Annotated in this window: 15 protein-coding genes; 5 read left to right on the forward strand and 10 right to left on the reverse strand. The window is 72.1% G+C overall.

Annotation, left to right across the window (positions count from 1 at the left end):
- Together ACZ5VC_RS22010 and asnB are read right to left on the reverse strand one after the other, a co-directional pair.
- On the reverse strand, positions 1-1053 hold the full coding sequence (locus ACZ5VC_RS22010) for a PrpF domain-containing protein (RefSeq protein ID WP_469121705.1): 1053 nt from the start codon (positions 1051-1053) through the stop codon (positions 1-3).
- Complete coding sequence (gene asnB / locus ACZ5VC_RS22015) at positions 1050-2855, reverse strand: asparagine synthase (glutamine-hydrolyzing) (RefSeq protein ID WP_469121706.1); 1806 nt, start codon at positions 2853-2855, stop codon at positions 1050-1052. Before asnB ends, ACZ5VC_RS22010 begins: the two co-directional genes overlap by 4 nt.
- Before the next feature lie 147 nt (positions 2856-3002).
- Between asnB and ACZ5VC_RS22020 the strand changes: the two genes are divergently transcribed.
- Positions 3003-3743 carry a PIG-L deacetylase family protein gene (locus ACZ5VC_RS22020; RefSeq protein ID WP_469121707.1) on the forward strand — a complete coding sequence of 247 codons (741 nt, stop codon included), beginning with the start codon at positions 3003-3005 and terminating at the stop codon, positions 3741-3743.
- Between the two features lie 15 nt (positions 3744-3758).
- On the opposite strand, the gene ACZ5VC_RS22025 is transcribed toward ACZ5VC_RS22020, so the two are convergent.
- The gene (locus tag ACZ5VC_RS22025) at positions 3759-4514 is read right to left on the reverse strand and encodes a helix-turn-helix domain-containing protein (RefSeq protein WP_469121708.1); all 756 of its coding nucleotides are present in this window, start codon (positions 4512-4514) and stop codon (positions 3759-3761) included.
- 225 nt (positions 4515-4739) lie between these two features.
- Here ACZ5VC_RS22025 and ACZ5VC_RS22030 point away from each other — a divergent pair, with 225 nt between their 5' ends.
- The 3 genes from ACZ5VC_RS22030 to ACZ5VC_RS22040 are packed head-to-tail and all read left to right on the forward strand — an operon-like array spanning position 4740 to position 7181.
- A complete protein-coding gene (locus ACZ5VC_RS22030; RefSeq protein ID WP_469121709.1) occupies positions 4740-5411 on the forward strand; it encodes a DUF4097 family beta strand repeat-containing protein in 672 nt (223 codons plus the stop codon).
- A gap of 13 nt (positions 5412-5424) precedes the next feature.
- Complete coding sequence (locus tag ACZ5VC_RS22035) at positions 5425-6393, forward strand: ATP-binding cassette domain-containing protein (RefSeq protein WP_469121710.1); 969 nt, start codon at positions 5425-5427, stop codon at positions 6391-6393.
- The gene (locus ACZ5VC_RS22040) at positions 6390-7181 is read left to right on the forward strand and encodes an ABC transporter permease (RefSeq protein WP_469121711.1); all 792 of its coding nucleotides are present in this window, start codon (positions 6390-6392) and stop codon (positions 7179-7181) included. The genes ACZ5VC_RS22035 and ACZ5VC_RS22040 overlap by 4 nt, the downstream gene beginning before the upstream one ends.
- Positions 7182-7371: 190 nt before the next feature.
- On the opposite strand, the gene ACZ5VC_RS22045 is transcribed toward ACZ5VC_RS22040, so the two are convergent.
- The 5 genes from ACZ5VC_RS22045 to ACZ5VC_RS22065 all read right to left on the reverse strand — a co-directional run bounded on the left by ACZ5VC_RS22045 (position 7372) and on the right by ACZ5VC_RS22065 (position 13845).
- Positions 7372-8538: a hypothetical protein gene (locus ACZ5VC_RS22045; protein WP_469121712.1), complete on the reverse strand. Its 1167-nt coding sequence runs from the start codon at positions 8536-8538 to the stop codon at positions 7372-7374.
- A gap of 203 nt (positions 8539-8741) precedes the next feature.
- Positions 8742-9410, reverse strand: a complete 669-nt coding sequence (locus tag ACZ5VC_RS22050; protein ID WP_469121713.1) for a response regulator — start codon at positions 9408-9410, stop codon at positions 8742-8744.
- 1 nt (position 9411) lies between these two features.
- Positions 9412-10608 (reverse strand): sensor histidine kinase, encoded by a 1197-nt coding sequence (locus tag ACZ5VC_RS22055; protein ID WP_469121714.1) that lies wholly within the window; start codon positions 10606-10608, stop codon positions 9412-9414.
- A gap of 5 nt (positions 10609-10613) precedes the next feature.
- A complete protein-coding gene (locus ACZ5VC_RS22060) occupies positions 10614-12791 on the reverse strand; it encodes an MMPL family transporter (protein WP_469121715.1) in 2178 nt (725 codons plus the stop codon).
- 55 nt (positions 12792-12846) lie between these two features.
- Positions 12847-13845, reverse strand: coding sequence for an ArsR/SmtB family transcription factor (locus tag ACZ5VC_RS22065; RefSeq protein ID WP_469121716.1), 999 nt, complete (start codon positions 13843-13845; stop codon positions 12847-12849).
- 142 nt (positions 13846-13987) lie between these two features.
- Here ACZ5VC_RS22065 and ACZ5VC_RS22070 point away from each other — a divergent pair, with 142 nt between their 5' ends.
- Positions 13988-15253 (forward strand): alpha/beta hydrolase family protein, encoded by a 1266-nt coding sequence (locus tag ACZ5VC_RS22070; RefSeq protein ID WP_469121717.1) that lies wholly within the window; start codon positions 13988-13990, stop codon positions 15251-15253.
- A gap of 37 nt (positions 15254-15290) precedes the next feature.
- Here ACZ5VC_RS22070 and ACZ5VC_RS22075 read toward each other — a convergent pair whose 3' ends face one another.
- Entirely contained in the window at positions 15291-15953 is a 663-nt protein-coding gene (locus ACZ5VC_RS22075; RefSeq protein ID WP_469121718.1) for a maleylpyruvate isomerase family mycothiol-dependent enzyme, read from the reverse strand.
- A 5-nt stretch (positions 15954-15958) separates the two neighbouring features.
- Positions 15959-16043, reverse strand: an 85-nt coding sequence (locus tag ACZ5VC_RS22080; RefSeq protein ID WP_351832617.1) for an adenosylhomocysteinase, incomplete at its 5' end; no start/stop codon positions are given.

The raw sequence follows: 16043 nt of genomic DNA on the forward strand, positions 1-16043 counted from the left end.
TCACGCCGTTGCGTGGATACGCCACGGCAGGTCGAGCCGGTCGAGGATCTCGGCGCGCTTGTGGTGCACGCTCACACGGTCGGGTCCGGCGGAGAGGGTGACAGGCCCGCCGGGCGTGTCGACGGTGCCGTCCACCGGCGGGACGACCGTACCGGGCAGCCCCGCGGCGGCGGCGAGGGCGGCGGCGCCGGTGAGGGCCAGCGACGGGTGCCAGCCGCCGACGGTGACGGCCCTGACGGCCGTACGGCCCCCGCTGCCCGTGAAAGCCGCGATCTTCGGCAGGGCGGAGTGCGGGGGGAGCCCCAGGACACGGGCGGCGGCGGCGCGCAGGGCGAGCAGCCGCCGCTGGGTGGGCTCCCCGGCCGCGAACAGGGCGTCGCGGCCGTGGATCCCGAGGTGGGCGGCGTCGACGAAGACGTACGGGTTGCCGTACCGCACGAGTGAGACGGGGACAGACCCGAGGACGTCGCGGGGCCGCCCGGTGGGCAGCGTGCCGGGTGCGCCGGGGGCGCGCAGGAAGTGCAGGGTGTGGGCGGGTGCTGCCGGTCCTTCCCGATTCCCGGCCTCGCCGAGCAGGGCATCGGTCCGCGTCAGCGGCCGCCCGACGAGCCGGCGCAGCCGCTCGGCGTGGGCGGCGGTCACCGCCCGGCTGCCGGACACCGGTCCGGACTCCTCGGCAGGCGGCTCCCCGGCGGGCGGCTCCTCGGGCTCGCAGAGGACGTCGTCGCCGGTGGTCACCGCTCGTACCGACACGGCCCCCGGCAGCCCGGACGCCTTGACGCAGGCCAGCAGCGAGTGGCCGCAGCCCGTACGGAAGTCGAAGTCTCCGCCCGGAAGCGCCTGGACGAAGCGGTAGTCCAGGTCCCGGTCCGGGCGCCCGGCACGCCCATAGAGGGCGATCTTGTTGAGACGGGCGTACGGGGTCGGGGCCAGCACCGCTCGCAGCTCGGCGAGTTCCGCGCGCAGCGCCAGCGCCCCGCGCGGGAGTGCGGAGAGCTCCACCACGAGGGTCGGGCCGGGGGCGTCCACGGCCCGCACCACCGTGGCGATCACGCCGCGCAGCCGACCGGAATGCGCATCCCCTGGACGACCTCCGTCCACAGCTCGTGGACGGCCAGCGCCCACAGGGTGAGCGCGTCCCGGTCCGAGGGGCGCTCCAGCTGGCGTGCGAGCAGCCGCTGCACCCGCTCGGGCCGCACCTTGCCGCCGCGCCGGAGCCGCGCCGGCGACAGGAGCTCCCGTACGGGTTCCAGCAGCGGGCTGCCGGGGGTGAGCATCGCCGCCACGGGGAGGGTGAACGGTTGCTTGGGCCGGTTGAGTACGGACGCGGGCAGCAGCTCGCGGCCCGCTTCGTACAGCGCCCGCTTGCCGCGACGGGCGGGGGGCGGAAGGGCACGGGCGTGCGCGGCGACGGCCGGCTGGCAGAACGGCAGCCTGGCCTCGACCGCCCAGGCCATGCTGAGGTGGTCGACGCGGCGGAGGTGATAGGCGGGCAGCCGCCAGCGGGTCTCGAACGCGGTGATCGCGGTGAGCCGGTCGGTGCGCGCCGAGCGCAACTCCTGCTCGATCCGGTCGGCGGCGGAGCCCTGGTCGGCGACATGGGCGCGGTACGCGGATGTGTAGAGGTGCTCGCGGACCATCCGGGGCGCGGCGGACAGCGCGTCCGCGTAGGCGGCCGCCCAGTCGGCGCCGGGGGGCGCCTGGAGGGCGTCGCGCATCCGCTCGTACCCCCCGAAGAGTTCGTCGGCCCCGTCACCCGCGAGGGCGACGGTGAAGCCCGCTTGCCGTACGGCCCGGAACAACGCGTAGGTGCTCAGCGCGATGGGATCGGCGTTGGGCTGCCCGAGGTGCCGGACGGTGCGCGTCAGCAGCGAGCCCAACTCGTCCGGGTCGACGACCACTTCGTGGTGGACCGTCCGGGCGCGGCGGGCGACGGCGCGGGCGTGGGTGTGCTCGGAGCCGGGCCACTTGCCCCGGTAGGTGAGATGGAAGCTGTGCAGCGCGGGCGCCCCCGTCTCACGGGCGTACTCCGCCGCCAGCGCGGTGACCAGACCGGAGTCGAGCCCGCCGCTGGTGATCGCGCAGACGGGCACCTCGGCGCGGGCGAGTCGCCTGACCTCGCGGCGCAGTACGTCCTCGGTGGGCGCGGCCGGGTGCGGGCCGTCGGCAGGGGCGGAGCGGTGCGGGGTGCGGCGCCGGACGAGCGGCTCACGACCGGGCCGTACGACGGCGGTGGCTCCGGGGGGCAGGACGCTGATGCCGTCGAGGGCCGTTCGCGTGGAGAAAGGGGTGCGGGTGGCGAGGACGGTGTCGAGGGTGTCCTCGCGCGGGTCGATCCGCACGCCCTCGAAGGCGAGGAGCGCGGGGATCTCCGAGGCGAAGCGGAGGGCGCCGTCCGGGGAGCGGTGGAAGTGCAGGGGCTTCATGCCCATGTCGTCCACGGCCAGGACGAGTTGGGGAGAGCGGAGGTCGAGGACCGCCACCGCGAACATGCCGTCGAGCCGCTCGGCGAAGCCGGGCCCGTACTCGGCGTAGAGCGCGGGCAGTACCGTGCCGTCGCACAGGTCGGGGAAGCGGTGGCCGCGCGCCGCGAGGTCGCGCCGCAGCTCCGCGTGGTTGTAGATCTCGCCGTTGAGGACTGCGACGATCCCGGGGAGATGGGGCAGCCGGTAGGGCTGCTGTCCGCCGCAGGGGTCGGTCACGGCGAGCCGGTCGCACCCGAGCGACCAGCCGGTCCCGCTGAGCACCTCGTGCTCGTCGGGCCCGCCGTGTCGCTGCCGGGCGGAGACCGCCGAGAGCTCGGCCGGCTCGGGGCGGGCCGCCCCGGCGGCGAAGGAGCCGAAAATCCTGCACATGCCGGTCGCCTCCGGTTCTACTTCTCACATGTGTTGCGCCCAATGATTTGAATCTACCAATTTTTTGTATGGCGCGTAAGTGTCATGGCGCGAGTACGCCAGGGCGGTCGCCTTGCGAGCCCCCGGACCGCCCAACAGGCTGGCCGCATGGAGGACTTCGCGACCGAACTCACAGACCGCAGCGCCCCCGCTTCCCTGCTGGTGGTGGCCGCGCACCCGGACGACATCGAGTTCTGCGTGAGCGGCACGGTCATGCGCTGGGTCGCCCACGGCACCCGGGTCACGTACTGCATCGTCACGGACGGTGGCGCGGGCGGATACGACGAACAACTGCCGCGCCAGGCCATGGCGGATCTGCGCCGCGCCGAACAGGTCCACTCGGCGAAGCTCAGTGGGGTCCAGGACATCCGCTTCCTCGGCTACCCCGACAGCCTCGTCGAGCCGAGCGTGGAACTCCGCCGGGACCTGTGCCGGGTGATCCGGGAGGTCCGCCCGCAGCGCGCGATCATCCCGAGCCCGGAGATCAACTGGGGGCGCCTCGCGGACCTGCACCCCGACCACCGCGCGGTCGGCGAGGCCTCCCTGCGCGCGATCTACCCGGAGGCCCGCAACCCCTTCGCGCACCCCTCGCTCCTCAAGGAGGAGGGCCTCGAGCCGTGGATCGTCCCGGAACTGTGGCTGATGACGGGCCCGACGCCCAACCAGTACGTCGACGTCACCCCGGTCTTCGACCGCAAGGTCGAGGCCCTGCGCATCCACACCTCCCAGACGGCGCACTTCGACGACCTGGCGGGCCTCCTGAGGACCTGGCTCGGCGAACACGCGACGGCGGCGGGGCTGCCGGCCGGGCGAATGGCGGAGGCGTTCCAGATCGTGAGGACGGACTGACGGACCAAGGGTCCTCTATCCGCGATCCGAAGGTCGCGTGGCGGTGCCCCCCGAGGTCGCTTCCGGTTTCGTGTAGAGGACCTCGCGGGCCTGCTCTGCGGCACGGATCATGCTCTCGCCGACGAAGTCGACGAAGCGGGCGATGTTCTCGAGGCGGGTGGCGGCCGGTGAGTCGGGGCCGAGGAGGCTGACGCCCTGCCGTGCGGTCTCGGCGAGCTGGGCGTGGGACCGGGCGCTGGCGACCATCCCCTGGTACCAGACGTCATTGTCGACGAGATAGCGCTCGCGGCGGCCCTCTTCGCGTTCCCGGCGGATGAGGCCCTGGCCTTCGAGGAGCGTGACCGCCTTGGAGATGGACGCCGGGCTGACCTGGAGGCGCTGGACGAGTTCGGACGCGGTGAGGCTGCCCGCGTCGGTGGTGTAGAGGCAGGTCAGCACCCGGGACATCATCTTGGGCAGGCCCGATTGCATGAGGAGCGTGGTGAACGTCTCCTCGTACTCGCGCACGGCCTCGGCGTCCCGTCCGTCGGCCTGCGGGGGCGCCTGCGGCCCTCGGGGCGCGGCCTGCCTGCGCTGGTGGGCGCGGCGTTCGGTGGCGCGGTGGGCCAGGTCGGCGCGGTAGGCGGTCGGACCGCCGTTCCGCATCACCTCGCGCGTGATCGTCGAGGTGGGGCGGTCGAGACGTCTGGCGATCTCCGCGTAGGCAAGGCCGTCGGCCAGTCCCAGCGCGATCTGCTGGCGTTCCTGCTGGGTGAGCCTGCCTCCCGGCATCGCGATCTCCCTTCGTGGGTCCCTGATGGCTCCACTATAGCGTTCACTTTCCATTCATTGCAACGAGCACATCACCTTCTGTTGCATTGAATTCACGACCATTGCAACGATTCTCCGGCTTTGACCTGCAGTGATGTTGATTCTTCGCAACGAACATATTGAAGGATCCGCGAATGCAACGTAGCGTTTCCGGCGTAAGAAAGAACGAGCAGCCAGGAGAGAATCATGCAGAAGTTCGACACCTCCGCCCCGATCTCCGCCGTCCTCGACATCCCCGCGGGACGCGTCCGGTTCATCGCAGCCGACCGGGCCGACACCACGGTCGAGGTCCTTCCCACGGACGCCTCGAAGAGCCGCGACGTGAAGGCGGCGGAGCAGATCGAGGTCGCATACGGCGACGGCGTCCTGCGGATCGAGGCCCCGGCGGCGAAGAACCAGTACTTCGGCCCCTCCGGATCCATCGAGGTCACGGTCCAGCTGCCCGCCGGCTCCCGCGTCGAGGCGAAGGCGGCCGCCGCCGAATTCCGGGGCGTCGGACGGCTCGGCGACATCGCCTTCGAGAGCGCCCAGGGCACGGTCGAGCTCGACGAAGCCGCGAGCCTGCGCCTCACTCTCCAGGCCGGCGACGTCTCGGTCGGCCGCCTCGGCGGCCCCGCGGAGATCAGTACCCAGAAGGGCGACCTCCACATCACCGAGGCCGTGCGCGGCACGGTCACGCTGCGCACCGAGCACGGCGAGATCTCGGTCGGCGCCGCCCACGGAGTCTCCGCCTCCCTGGACGCCGGCACCAGCTACGGCCGCATCCACAACGCGCTCAAGAACACCGACGGCGACGCCGCCGGCCTGAACATCCACGCGACCACCGCCTACGGCGACATCACCGCCCGCAGCCTGTAAAGGAGCACCCCCCATGACGAACCTGGCCATCGCGGCGAACGGGCTGCGCAAGTCCTACGGCGACAAGACCGTCCTCGACGGCATCGACCTGGCCGTCCCCGAAGGAACGGTCTTCTCCCTGCTCGGCCCGAACGGCGCCGGCAAGACCACCGCCGTCAAGATCCTCTCCACCCTCATCTCCCCCGGCCCGGCAAGCGGCCGGATCCACGTCGGCGGTCACGACCTCGCCACCGACCCGCAGGCCGTGCGCGCCGCGATCGGGGTCACCGGACAGTTCTCCGCCGTCGACGGCCTGATCACCGGCGAGGAGAACATGCTCCTCATGGCGGACCTGCACCACCTCTCCAAGCGCGAGGGACGGCAGGTCACCGCCGAGCTGCTTGAGCGCTTCGACCTCACCGAGGCCGCGAAGAAGCCCAGTTCCACCTACTCCGGCGGCATGAAGCGCCGCCTCGACATCGCCATGACCCTGGTCGGCAACCCGCGGATCATCTTCCTCGACGAGCCGACCACCGGCCTCGACCCGCGCTCGCGGCACAACATGTGGCAGATCATCCGCGAGCTCGTCTCCGACGGCGTCACCGTCTTCCTCACCACCCAGTACCTGGAGGAGGCCGACGAACTCGCCGACCGCATCGCCGTACTCAACGACGGCAAGATCGCCGCCCAGGGCACCGCCGAGGAGTTGAAGCGGCTCATCCCCGGCGGACACGTCCGGCTCCGCTTCACCGACCCGGCCGCGTACCAGAGCGCCGCCTCCGCCCTGCGCGAGGCCTCCCGGGACGACGAATCCCTCGCGTTGCAGATCCCCAGCCGCGGCAGCCAGCGCGAGCTGCGCTCTCTCCTCGACTGGCTGGACTCGGCCGGCATCGAGGCCGACGAGCTGACGATGCACACCCCCGACCTCGACGACGTCTTCTTCGCCCTGACCGGCGGCGCCGGCACCAACCGACCCGACAAGGAAAGCGTGGCTGTCCGATGAGCTCCCTCTCCCTCGCCCTGCGCGACTCCTCCACGATGCTGCGCCGCAACCTCCTGCACGCCCGGCGCTACCCGTCCCTCACCCTGAACCTGCTGCTCACGCCGATCATGCTGCTGCTGCTCTTCGTCTACATCTTCGGCGACACCATGAGCGCGGGGATCGGCGGCGGCGGTCCGGACCGCTCCGAGTACATCGCCTTCGTCGTCCCCGGCCTGCTGCTGATGACCATCGGCAGCACCGTGGTCGGCACCGCGGTCTCCGTCTCCAACGACATGACCGAGGGCATCATCGCCCGCTTCCGCACGATGGCCATCCACCGCGGCTCCGTGATCATCGGGCACGTCATCGGCAGCGTGCTGCAGTCCATCGCCAGCGTGGTCCTCGTCGGCGCCGTCGCCGTGGCCATCGGCTTCCGCTCCACCGATGCCACCCTCCTGGAGTGGGTCGCGGCGTTCGGACTGCTCGTGCTCTTCGCCACGGCGCTCACCTGGATCGCGGTCGGCATGGGCCTGATCAGCCCGAACGCCGAGGCCGCCAGCAACAACGCCATGCCCCTGATCCTGCTGCCGCTCCTCTCCAGCACCTTCGTCCCCCTCGACGCGATGCCGGGCTGGTTCCAGCCGATCGCCGAGTACCAGCCGTTCACGCCCGCCATCGAGACCCTGCGCGGTCTGCTGCTCGGCACCGAGATCGGCAACAACGGATGGCTCGCCGTCGCCTGGTGCCTCGGCCTCGCGGTGCTCGGCTACTTCTGGTCGACGTCGAAGTTCAACGACGACCAGAAATAACCGCCATGACCACGCGGGCCCACCTCCCGCAACTCGTCCCACCCGAGGGCGGCGCACACCGACACCGGTCGGCGTACGCCGCCCCGTTCGTATGCGGCCCTCTTTCGGCGCGTTGCGTTCGCCGAAGGGCCCGCCACCCGGGCGGCCCCCCAACGTCCTTCGTCTCAGTGCCCTTCGTCAGCGCCCTTCGTCAGCGCTCGAAGTTGGTGAGCACGCAGCCCTCCACCCGGGACTTCTCCAGACGGTAGCCCGCCGGCGCCGTGAAGCCCGGCTCGCAGTTCAGCGTGAGGAACTGCAGCTGGTAGAGGCCGTGCCGGATGTCCTTGTTGTTGGTCTCCACCGCGATGTTCTCGCCGACGAGCAGCCTGCTCGCCGTCGCCGAGAGGCGGCCGTCCTTCAGATCCTCCTGCTGGGCCGCCTTCGCCCTGAGCTGCAGCGTCTTCATGTCGTCGACCAGGTCGAGCCAGTTCAGATTGTGGGCGCGCTGCGCCCCCGCCGGAGTCCCGCAGATCGCACGGGCCTCGACGCCCCATGAGCGGTACTCGCCCACGACGACGGGCTGGTAGTCGATGGACTCGGTGGCGAGGGACTCCTGCTCCGTGGAGTAGTTCGTGCAGTCGACGGTGTGGGGGTGCACCAGCTTCTTCAGCTCGTCCAGGCTGTCGGCACTGGGCAGGCCCAGGCTGCCCTGCGCGGGCTGCCCGGGCTTCTCGGACCCGCCCTCCGCCGCCGGGTCCCGGGGGGTCTCGAAGTTCGGACTGCCCTTCCCGTCCTCGCTGTTGACGAAGTCGCTGAGAACGCAGCCGTCGACCAGCGCCTTCTCCCGCTTGTACCCCTCGGGCACGGAGCCCGTCGGATTACAGGTCAGGATGCGCAGATCGGACCGTGACAGCGCCACGGCCGTCTTGGTCCCGGTCGGCGTGATGGCGAAGTTCTTGCCGACGAACACACGGCTGAACAGCCCGTACGTGGGCTCCCCCGCCTTGATCCTGGCCATGACGCGTTCCTTGTAGCCCGTCTGGAACGCCTTCATGTCCGAGGCCATGTAGAAGATGATCTCGCCGCGCTCGACACGGTCGCTGCACACGCCCCGCTCGGTCACGGACCACTTTCCGACGTTCGTGAACTCGGTCAGTGGCAGCCGCCCGTCGTTCGGCTCGGTGCTCATGTCCTCGCAGGAGGCGTACCGCTGTACGTACCGCTGCGCCTCGGCCAAGGAGCGCGGGGCCGACTCGGTTTCGGCCGTGGGAGCCGCGGCAGGCCCGGCGGAGCCGGCAGGACTGGTGTCCTCGCACGCGGCGAGCGCGGGGAGCAGGGCGAGGGCGGCGGTTGCGGCGAGTATCCGCGTGAGGCGCATGGGTCGCTTTCGTCCAAGGGAGCAGGGGGTGACGTGCACAGGCTAAACAGCGCCGAGGAGGCCGACCAAAGCCCCCACCCCCAACTGCCCGCGCCCCCGCACCGCTTCAGGGCCCTTCAAAGACTTGCCGACAGGGCATCCACCGTACGCAACACGCCTGCCCACGCTCGCGCCGGCGACTTCCGCCCACTTCCCCTGTGCCCTCAAGCACGGCCGCCTCTGACCAGCAACCCCCGTTCCAGCGCCACCACCACCGCGTGCGTGCGGTCGCCGACGTCGAGCTTCGCGAAGACCCGCAGGAGGTGGGTCTTCACCGTGGCCTCCGCGATGACCAGGCGTTTGCCGATGTCCGCGTTGGAGAGGCCGTCGGCCACCGCGTTCAGGACCTCCACCTCGCGGGTGGTCAGGGCCACCGGAGCGGGTCGGCGCATCCGGGCCACGAGGCGTTCGGCGACACGGGGCGCGAGGACCGTTTCGCCGCGGGCCGCGGCGCGGATGGCGTCGGCGAGCTGCTCGCCGGTGGTGTCCTTGAGGAGGTAGCCGACGGCACCGGCCTCGACGGCCCGTTCGATCTCGACGTCGGTGTCGTACGTGGTGAGGATCAGTACCCGGGTCGCGGCCGGCCCGGCGACGATCTCGGCCGTGGCGCCGACCCCGTCGAGGACCGGCATCCGCAGGTCCAGCAGGGCCACGTGGGGCTCGAGGCGCTCGACGAGTCCGACGGCCTCGCGGCCGTTGTCCGCCTCTCCCACGATCTCGATCGCCGGGTCCGAGGCGAGCAGCGCGGCCACTCCTGCCCGCATGACCGTGTGGTCGTCGGCCAGCACGATCCGGAGCTTCACCGGGGCTTTTTCCTGCGGCACTTGGGGCATGTCACACCTGTCCGTCGAGGGGAATCATGGCGAGGACCCGCGTACCGTCCCCCACCGAGCTCGTCACCGTGAGCTCGCCGCCCAGTTCGGCGAGCCGCTTGCGCATCCCGTCGAGGCCGAAGCCCCGGGACTCCTCCACCACGAAGCCCCGGCCGTCGTCGGTGATCTCCAGTTCGACGCCGTACGGGTACGGAGTGAGCACGACGCCCACCGTGGAGGCGTCCGCGTGCTTGCGCACATTGGCCAGCGACTCCTGCAGACAGCGCAAGAGCGCGATCCGGGCCGGCTGGTCACATGCGACGTCCGGCAGTTCCGCGTCGACGGCGAGACCGGTGTCCTCCGCGAACCGGTCCAGGGTCCGGCGGAGGGTGACGGCCACCTGGCCGGGGGTGAGGCCGCTCTGCGGGGCGGAGCCGACCAGGACGCGGGCCTCGGCGAAGTTCTCCCGTGCCGTGCTCTCGATGGAGAGCAGCTGCTGGGCGCTTCGCCCGGGGTCGGTGCCGAGGCCCGCGCGGGCCGCCTCGGCGAGGACGATGATGGAGGCGAACCCCTGGGCGAGGGTGTCGTGGATCTCCCGTGCCAGCCGTTCGCGTTCGTCGGTCGCGCCCTGACGGCGCAGCGCCTCGGCCTGGGTCTGCTCCAACCGCTCCTCGGCCGCCTCCAGTTCGGCGGCGAGGCGACGGGCCCGCTCCTCGCTCTCCGCGACGAGCCGCCGCATCCCGAGGCCCAGCAGCACGCTCGCCGCGTAGCCGATCAGAGTGGCGACGACGTTGCCGGTGAGGAGTTCGCCCTCCGGGCCCGGCCGCAGAAGGTGACCGGCCACCGTGGCCGCCGCACCCAGGCCGCTGAAGGCGACCGACGCCCCCGGGCTCCCCGCGTAGATCCAGAAGTGCGGCAGTGAGATGACGAACAGCGCCGCGCCACCTTTGAGCAGGCAGGACATCAACCCGAGGCCGAGGACGAGCACGCACAGGTAGCCGCGCGGGCGCAGGACGGTGTTTCCGGGGAACAGTCCCACCGTCGCGTACGCCACGGCAAGCACGACCAGCAGCCCGAACACCCCCGCCTTCGTAGCGGCGGGTGCGTCCGCCACGGAGATCGCGGGCGGCGTCAGGCCCAGGAGCACCCACAGCACGGCGTTCCACCGGTGCAGCGCCGGTACCGGCATCTGGCGTGCGGGCCGCGGGCGTTGATCCATGCCGGTCAGCCTACGTTCACCGGTCGGCCGGCCGCCGGGGTGGAAAGTCGCGCCCGACCCACACCGCGCGACGGCCACCAGCTCGCCTCACCGAGTATCAGCACGAGGGCCGGCAGGATCACCATGCGGATGACGAAGGCGTCGAGCAGGACGGCCACCGTGAGGCTGAAACCGATCTGCTTCATCTCGATGAGGTGCAGGGCGGCGAAGCTCGCGAACACCGTCACCATGACGACTGCGGCGCTGGTCACCACTCCGGCGGAGCCGCCGATCCCGTCGAGGACGGCCTTGCGGGTGGGCACCCCGCTCAGCGCGGCCTCCCTGATCCGGCTGATCACGAACACCTGGTAGTCCATCGACAGACCGAAGAGGATCACGAAGAGGAAGAGCGGGACCCGCGAGCCGATCGACCCCGTGGAGGTGAAGTCGAGCAGCCCCTCGGCCCAGTCGCCCTGGAAGACCAGGACGAGCAGGCCCAGCGAGGCGGCCGCCGAGAGCAGGTTGAGGACAACCCCGACCAGCCCGAGGACCACGGACCGGAAGGCCCACACCGTCATGACGAAGGTGACCAGGAGCAGCGCGCCGATGATCAGGGGCAGTTTCCGCTTCTGGTGTGCCGGATAGTCGGCGTAGCGGGCGACGTCCCCGGTCACCGCACTGTCGACGCCGGGGAGCAGGCCCACGGTGGCCGGCAGGTGGGTGTGCCGGAGGCGTTCCAGGGAGTCCTGGGCCGCTTCGGTACTCACATGGTGCGGTACGCGCATCTCCAGCAGGGTGATCCGCCGGTCCGGCGAGACGCGCAGCAGGGGAGCCTGGGAGTGGGCGGCGCGGGCGAGTCCGCGCAGGGCGCCGGCCACCTCTTCGGCACGGTCCGGCTGGGCGCGTACGACGACCTGGTGCATGGCCTTCAGCTCGGGGAACGCCGCGTTCAGCCGGTCGTAGGTCTGCATCGCGGGGATGGCGCGCGAGTGGGTCTCGCGGCCCATGTCGGTCAGGTTCAGGCCGAGCAGCGGCGCCGCGAGGGCGAGCAGGGCGAGGACACCGACGGTCAGCGTGGCGGCGGGACGCCTGCTCGTGGCTCCCAGGACGGCGGCGGTGAGGCGGCCGGGGCCGGTCCTGTGCCGCCTCGGTCGTACGGTCGTGCCCTGGCGCCGGGCCGCCCGTCGCTCGGCCCGGTCGCCGAGCTTGGCCAGCAGCGCGGGCAGCACCGTCAGCGAGCTGACGACGGCGACGAGCGTGACGACGATCGCGCCGGTGGCGATGGAGGAGAAGATGACGTCGTCCGCGAGGTACAGCGTCGCGCTGGAGACGGCGACGGCGAGACCGGAGACGACGACGGCCCGTCCTGAGGTGGCGGCGGCGAGCTCGACCACGGCCCGGGAGGTGAGCCGTCCGCCGGCCTTGGCCCGTTCCTCCCGTTCGCGCTTGAGGTAGAAGAGGGTGTAGTCGACGCCGACCGCCAGACCGATCAGCAGGATGACGTTGGTACCGACGCCCGCGTCGGGGAAGGCGTGCGAGGCGAGCATCGACAGGCCCACCGCGGCGGCGATCGAGGAGAGCGCCAGCAGCAGCGGCACGGTGGCCATCGCGACCGACCGGAAGACGAACAGCAGGGCGATCAGCGTGACCGGCAGCGCGATCATCTCGGTGCGTGAGAGGTCGTCGCCGCGCAGCTCGTCGACGCCCTTGCTGATGGACGGGCTGCCGGTCTCCTCCACCCGGAGACCGGGATGGGCGGCCCGCACCTCGGCGGTCTGCGCGAGCAGCGGGTCGACGTGCTTCTTGCCGTCGAGCTCGGGGCCCTTCAGCGTGACGTCGACCCGGACCGCCGTGCGGTCGGCGGAGCGCACCGGCGCGGCGACCGACAGCACTTCGGGCAGTCTCCTCATCCGCTCGGTGATGTCCCGTGCGGCGGCGTCGGCCGCCGCCGGGTCCCGTACGGCCGTACCGGGCGCGGCGGTGATCAGCACGCGTTCCACGGGCCTCTGCTGGAGCCCGCCTTCGGCCGCCATGGCTTCCGCGCGGCCCGCCTCCCCGACCCGGAAGTGCTCACTGGTGGCCGGATTGCTGCCGACGGAGAGCCCGGCGACGAGGCACAGGACCACGAAGAGGAACCAGCCGCCGATCGCGCGCCAGGGGTGTCCGGCGCTCCAACGGGCCATGCGTACAGTGGGGTTCGTCATGGCATCCATGCTGGTCGGAGCCGTAGGACTGCCGACAGCCTCGCCCGGTTGAACCTCATGTCCACCGGTCGGTGGACCCCCGCCCCCCAGCCGGTCGCGCCTGCCGCCGGACCAGCAGGCCGCCCAGTGCGGTGCGGCGGTGCAGGACCGCCCGTCCGGCGCGGACCGTGGTGATCAGTCCGGCCGCGCGCAACGCGCCGGTGTGGGCGGAGACGGTGGCATTGCTGACGCGCAGCCGCCGGGCGAGCTCGCTCGTGGTGTGCTGCTCGGCGAGCAGGAAGAGAAGGTCGGCGCGGGTGCGGCCGAGCACCCCGGTCAGCGCGTCCTCGACACTGCCCGGTCCCTCGGGCGACAGCGGCAGGCCCGGCCCGGCCGGGTACGTCAGCGTCACGGGCCGCCCGGGCAGGTCGGAGACCAGCGGATGGCCACCCCAGTGGAACGTGGGCCGCAGCTCCACGCCCCGGCCTTGCGGGCTGATCTCCCGGTCGAAGGGCGCCTCGAACTCCCAGACCCCCTCTCGCAGCCGGGAGCCTGGCACCAGGGCGGCGAGCGCCGCGCCGATGCCGTGCTCGGCCACGGTCAGGGCGTGACGGGTGAACTCGCTGCGGTGAAGGTCCTGCACCACCGGCCAAACGGGCCGTACGACCGTGTCGAAGGCCGCGCGCTGGGCGCGCCGCAGGAGGCGCCAGGCGTCGTCGTCGCCGCGGTGCAGATCGCGGACCCACGCCCGCGCGGGGAACGTGGCGTGGACGCGCTCGATCTCGGCGCGGACGAACGCCGTGCCGAACGTCCGAACGGTGTCCAGACCCTCTTCCAGGTCATCGCTGAACACATCGAGGAAGGACGGTGCGTCGCGGCCGGGGACCAGATCCCCCAGCGGTTCGACGGCGGACGGCAGGGCGTGGAGCAGCCGTCGTCTCCAACGGCCGAAGAGCACGTCGTGGTCCGGGCGGACCATCCTCATGAGGGCGGCGTTCAGCTCCGCCAGCGGCGCCGGCCGGGGCGCGAACCTGACCGCGGCGAGGTCCGCGGACGTGACATGGATCCGGATCACTACGCTCCCCCGCGCCCACGCGCCATCGTTGAGGGCGGGGCCTCAACCCTCGCCCGTTCTCCCCACCCGGCACCAGCATGCCGGAAGGCGTACGACGCCGACCCACGAGAGATCGACTCACCGAGACATCAAGGGGGAACACGTGCTTCACGACAGGTTCCACGACAGGCCCGTGAACCGGCGGACCGTCACCAGGACGGCCGCGCTGGCCGCCGCACTGCTGGTCACCGGCGCGACGACACCCGGGGCCGCGCGGGCTCAGGCGGCGCGGACCCGGCCCGCGGGGGGCCGCCCCGGTCGGGGAAGCGCCCGAGGGGGTGCCCGGGACGGCCTCACGCTGCAGCTGCCGGCGCCGACCGGACCGTACCGGATCGGCGTCACCACCCTGCACCTCGTCGACCGGGACCGGCCCGACCCGTGGGACAGCGCACTCGGCTTCCGCGAGGTGATGGCCACGGTCTTCTACCCGGCCCGTACCGGCCCCGGCCACCCGCGCGCCCCGCAGATGACCGAAGGCGCCGCCCAGCGGTTCGCGGCGATCGACACCGTCCATGTGCACCCGCAGCTGCCGAAGAGCGGAGTGAACTGGGCGGCCACCCTCACTCATGCGCACGCCGGCGTCCCCGCGCTCCCCGTCCGCCGGCCGGTCCTGCTCCACAGCCCCGGCGGCGGCGACCCGCGCACCCTCGGCACCGGTCTCGCCGAGGAGCTGGCGAGCCACGGCCATGTCGTCGTGAGCGTCGACCACCCGGGCGAGACCAGCGAGGTGGAGTTCCCCGACGGCCGGGTGCGGTGCCTCCAGGGCCCCCCGGGGACGGACAGCGCGTTCTTCCGCAAAATGATCGGCACCCGGCTCGCGGACATCCGCCTCGTGCTGGACCGGCTCGGGGAGGTGGCGGCGGGCCGCACCCCCGACGCGAGCGGCCGTGCCCTGCCCGCGCACCTCGGCCGCGCGTTGGACCTGCGACGGGTGGGCATGTACGGCCACTCCGCCGGCGGCACGACCGTGGCCCAGGCGATGTACGAGATCCCCGGCATCGGCGCGGCGGTCAACATGGAGGGTTACCTGGACACCCCGGCGGGGGAGCTGCTCCCGGTCGCCCGGGACGGGGTGGACCGGCCGCTGCTCCTGCTGGGCACCGACGGCTTCCGTGACGACCGGATCGACCGCTCCTGGTCGGCGGTGCTCGCCCACCCCGGCGGACGCACCCACCGACGGCAGCTCGCCGACGCCGCGCACTGGGTGTTCACCGACTACGGGGTGATGGCGCCGCAGTTGCGGACCGCCGGGCTGATGACGAGGGCGCAGCGCGACGCGCTGGTGGGCGCGATCACCCCGGCGGAGTCGGTGCCGTGGGTACGGGGGCGGGTGCGGGCGTTCTTCGCCCGGCACCTGCCTCCGTGCTGACGGGCTTCCCCCCAAGGACGCCTGCCGACAACCCGTGTCACCGGTAGATGAGCAGTTCCTTCTCCGTCGCGCCCGTCAGGGTGTAGCGGGTCGCGACCAGCGGGCGGCCCGCGTAGAGGCGGATCAGGGTGGACGCGTCGCCGTGGAAGCGGGCCGGGGGCCGGCCCTCGATCGGGTTGCCCAGGTCCAACCACTGTGGCGTCCCGGCCAGTTCGGCGACCAGGCGCGGGGTCTCGCGCCTGCGGCTGGCGGTGATCAGCAGGGGCAGGGCGAGGGGCAGGCTCTCCCCGCAGTAGGCGCCCGGCTCGCCGAACGCCTCGCGGACGTCGCCCGCGTGCACCCACTCCCCCAGCGCCACCGCGTCGAGCGTGCCGTCACTCGCGGCGATCGCCGGGCCGGCCTCGGTGAAGCCGCGCTCCAACTCGTCGAGGATCCTGGCCAGCGGCCACTCCTCCCGCTCGGCGACGTCGGACGCGTTGGCCTCGGGCAGGAAGACGCCCTCCTCCAGGCGGCCCTCGACGATCCGTACGAGGGCCGCCCCGCAGTGGGCGAGCACCTGCCGGACGGTCCAGCCCGGGCAGGCGGTGCGCAGGTTGTACGCGGCCGGAGGCGTGCGGCGCAGCAACGGCATCAGTGCGTCCCGTTCGGTCCGCAGCAGCCGGTCCGGGAGCCAGGGGTCGCGTACCTCGTCGGCTGCCATCGGGATCAGTAGCGGTAGTGGTCGGGCTTGTACGGGCCCTCGACCTCGACACCGATGTACGCCGCCTGCTCCGGACGCAGCGTCGTCAAC

This window comes from Streptomyces sp. NPDC033174 (assembly GCF_055577795.1).

Coding starts and splice junctions, on each gene's coding strand:
- ACZ5VC_RS22035 (WP_469121710.1), top strand. CDS start 5,425: ATGACGAACCTGGCCATCGCGGCGAACGGGCTGCGCAAGTCCTACGGC.
- ACZ5VC_RS22045 (WP_469121712.1), bottom strand. CDS start 8,538: ATGCGCCTCACGCGGATACTCGCCGCAACCGCCGCCCTCGCCCTGCTC.
- ACZ5VC_RS22060 (WP_469121715.1), bottom strand. CDS start 12,791: ATGACGAACCCCACTGTACGCATGGCCCGTTGGAGCGCCGGACACCCC.
- asnB (WP_469121706.1), bottom strand. CDS start 2,855: ATGTGCAGGATTTTCGGCTCCTTCGCCGCCGGGGCGGCCCGCCCCGAG.
- ACZ5VC_RS22055 (WP_469121714.1), bottom strand. CDS start 10,608: ATGGATCAACGCCCGCGGCCCGCACGCCAGATGCCGGTACCGGCGCTG.
- ACZ5VC_RS22025 (WP_469121708.1), bottom strand. CDS start 4,514: ATGCCGGGAGGCAGGCTCACCCAGCAGGAACGCCAGCAGATCGCGCTG.
- ACZ5VC_RS22075 (WP_469121718.1), bottom strand. CDS start 15,953: ATGGCAGCCGACGAGGTACGCGACCCCTGGCTCCCGGACCGGCTGCTG.
- ACZ5VC_RS22030 (WP_469121709.1), top strand. CDS start 4,740: ATGCAGAAGTTCGACACCTCCGCCCCGATCTCCGCCGTCCTCGACATC.
- ACZ5VC_RS22020 (WP_469121707.1), top strand. CDS start 3,003: ATGGAGGACTTCGCGACCGAACTCACAGACCGCAGCGCCCCCGCTTCC.
- ACZ5VC_RS22040 (WP_469121711.1), top strand. CDS start 6,390: ATGAGCTCCCTCTCCCTCGCCCTGCGCGACTCCTCCACGATGCTGCGC.
- ACZ5VC_RS22050 (WP_469121713.1), bottom strand. CDS start 9,410: ATGCCCCAAGTGCCGCAGGAAAAAGCCCCGGTGAAGCTCCGGATCGTG.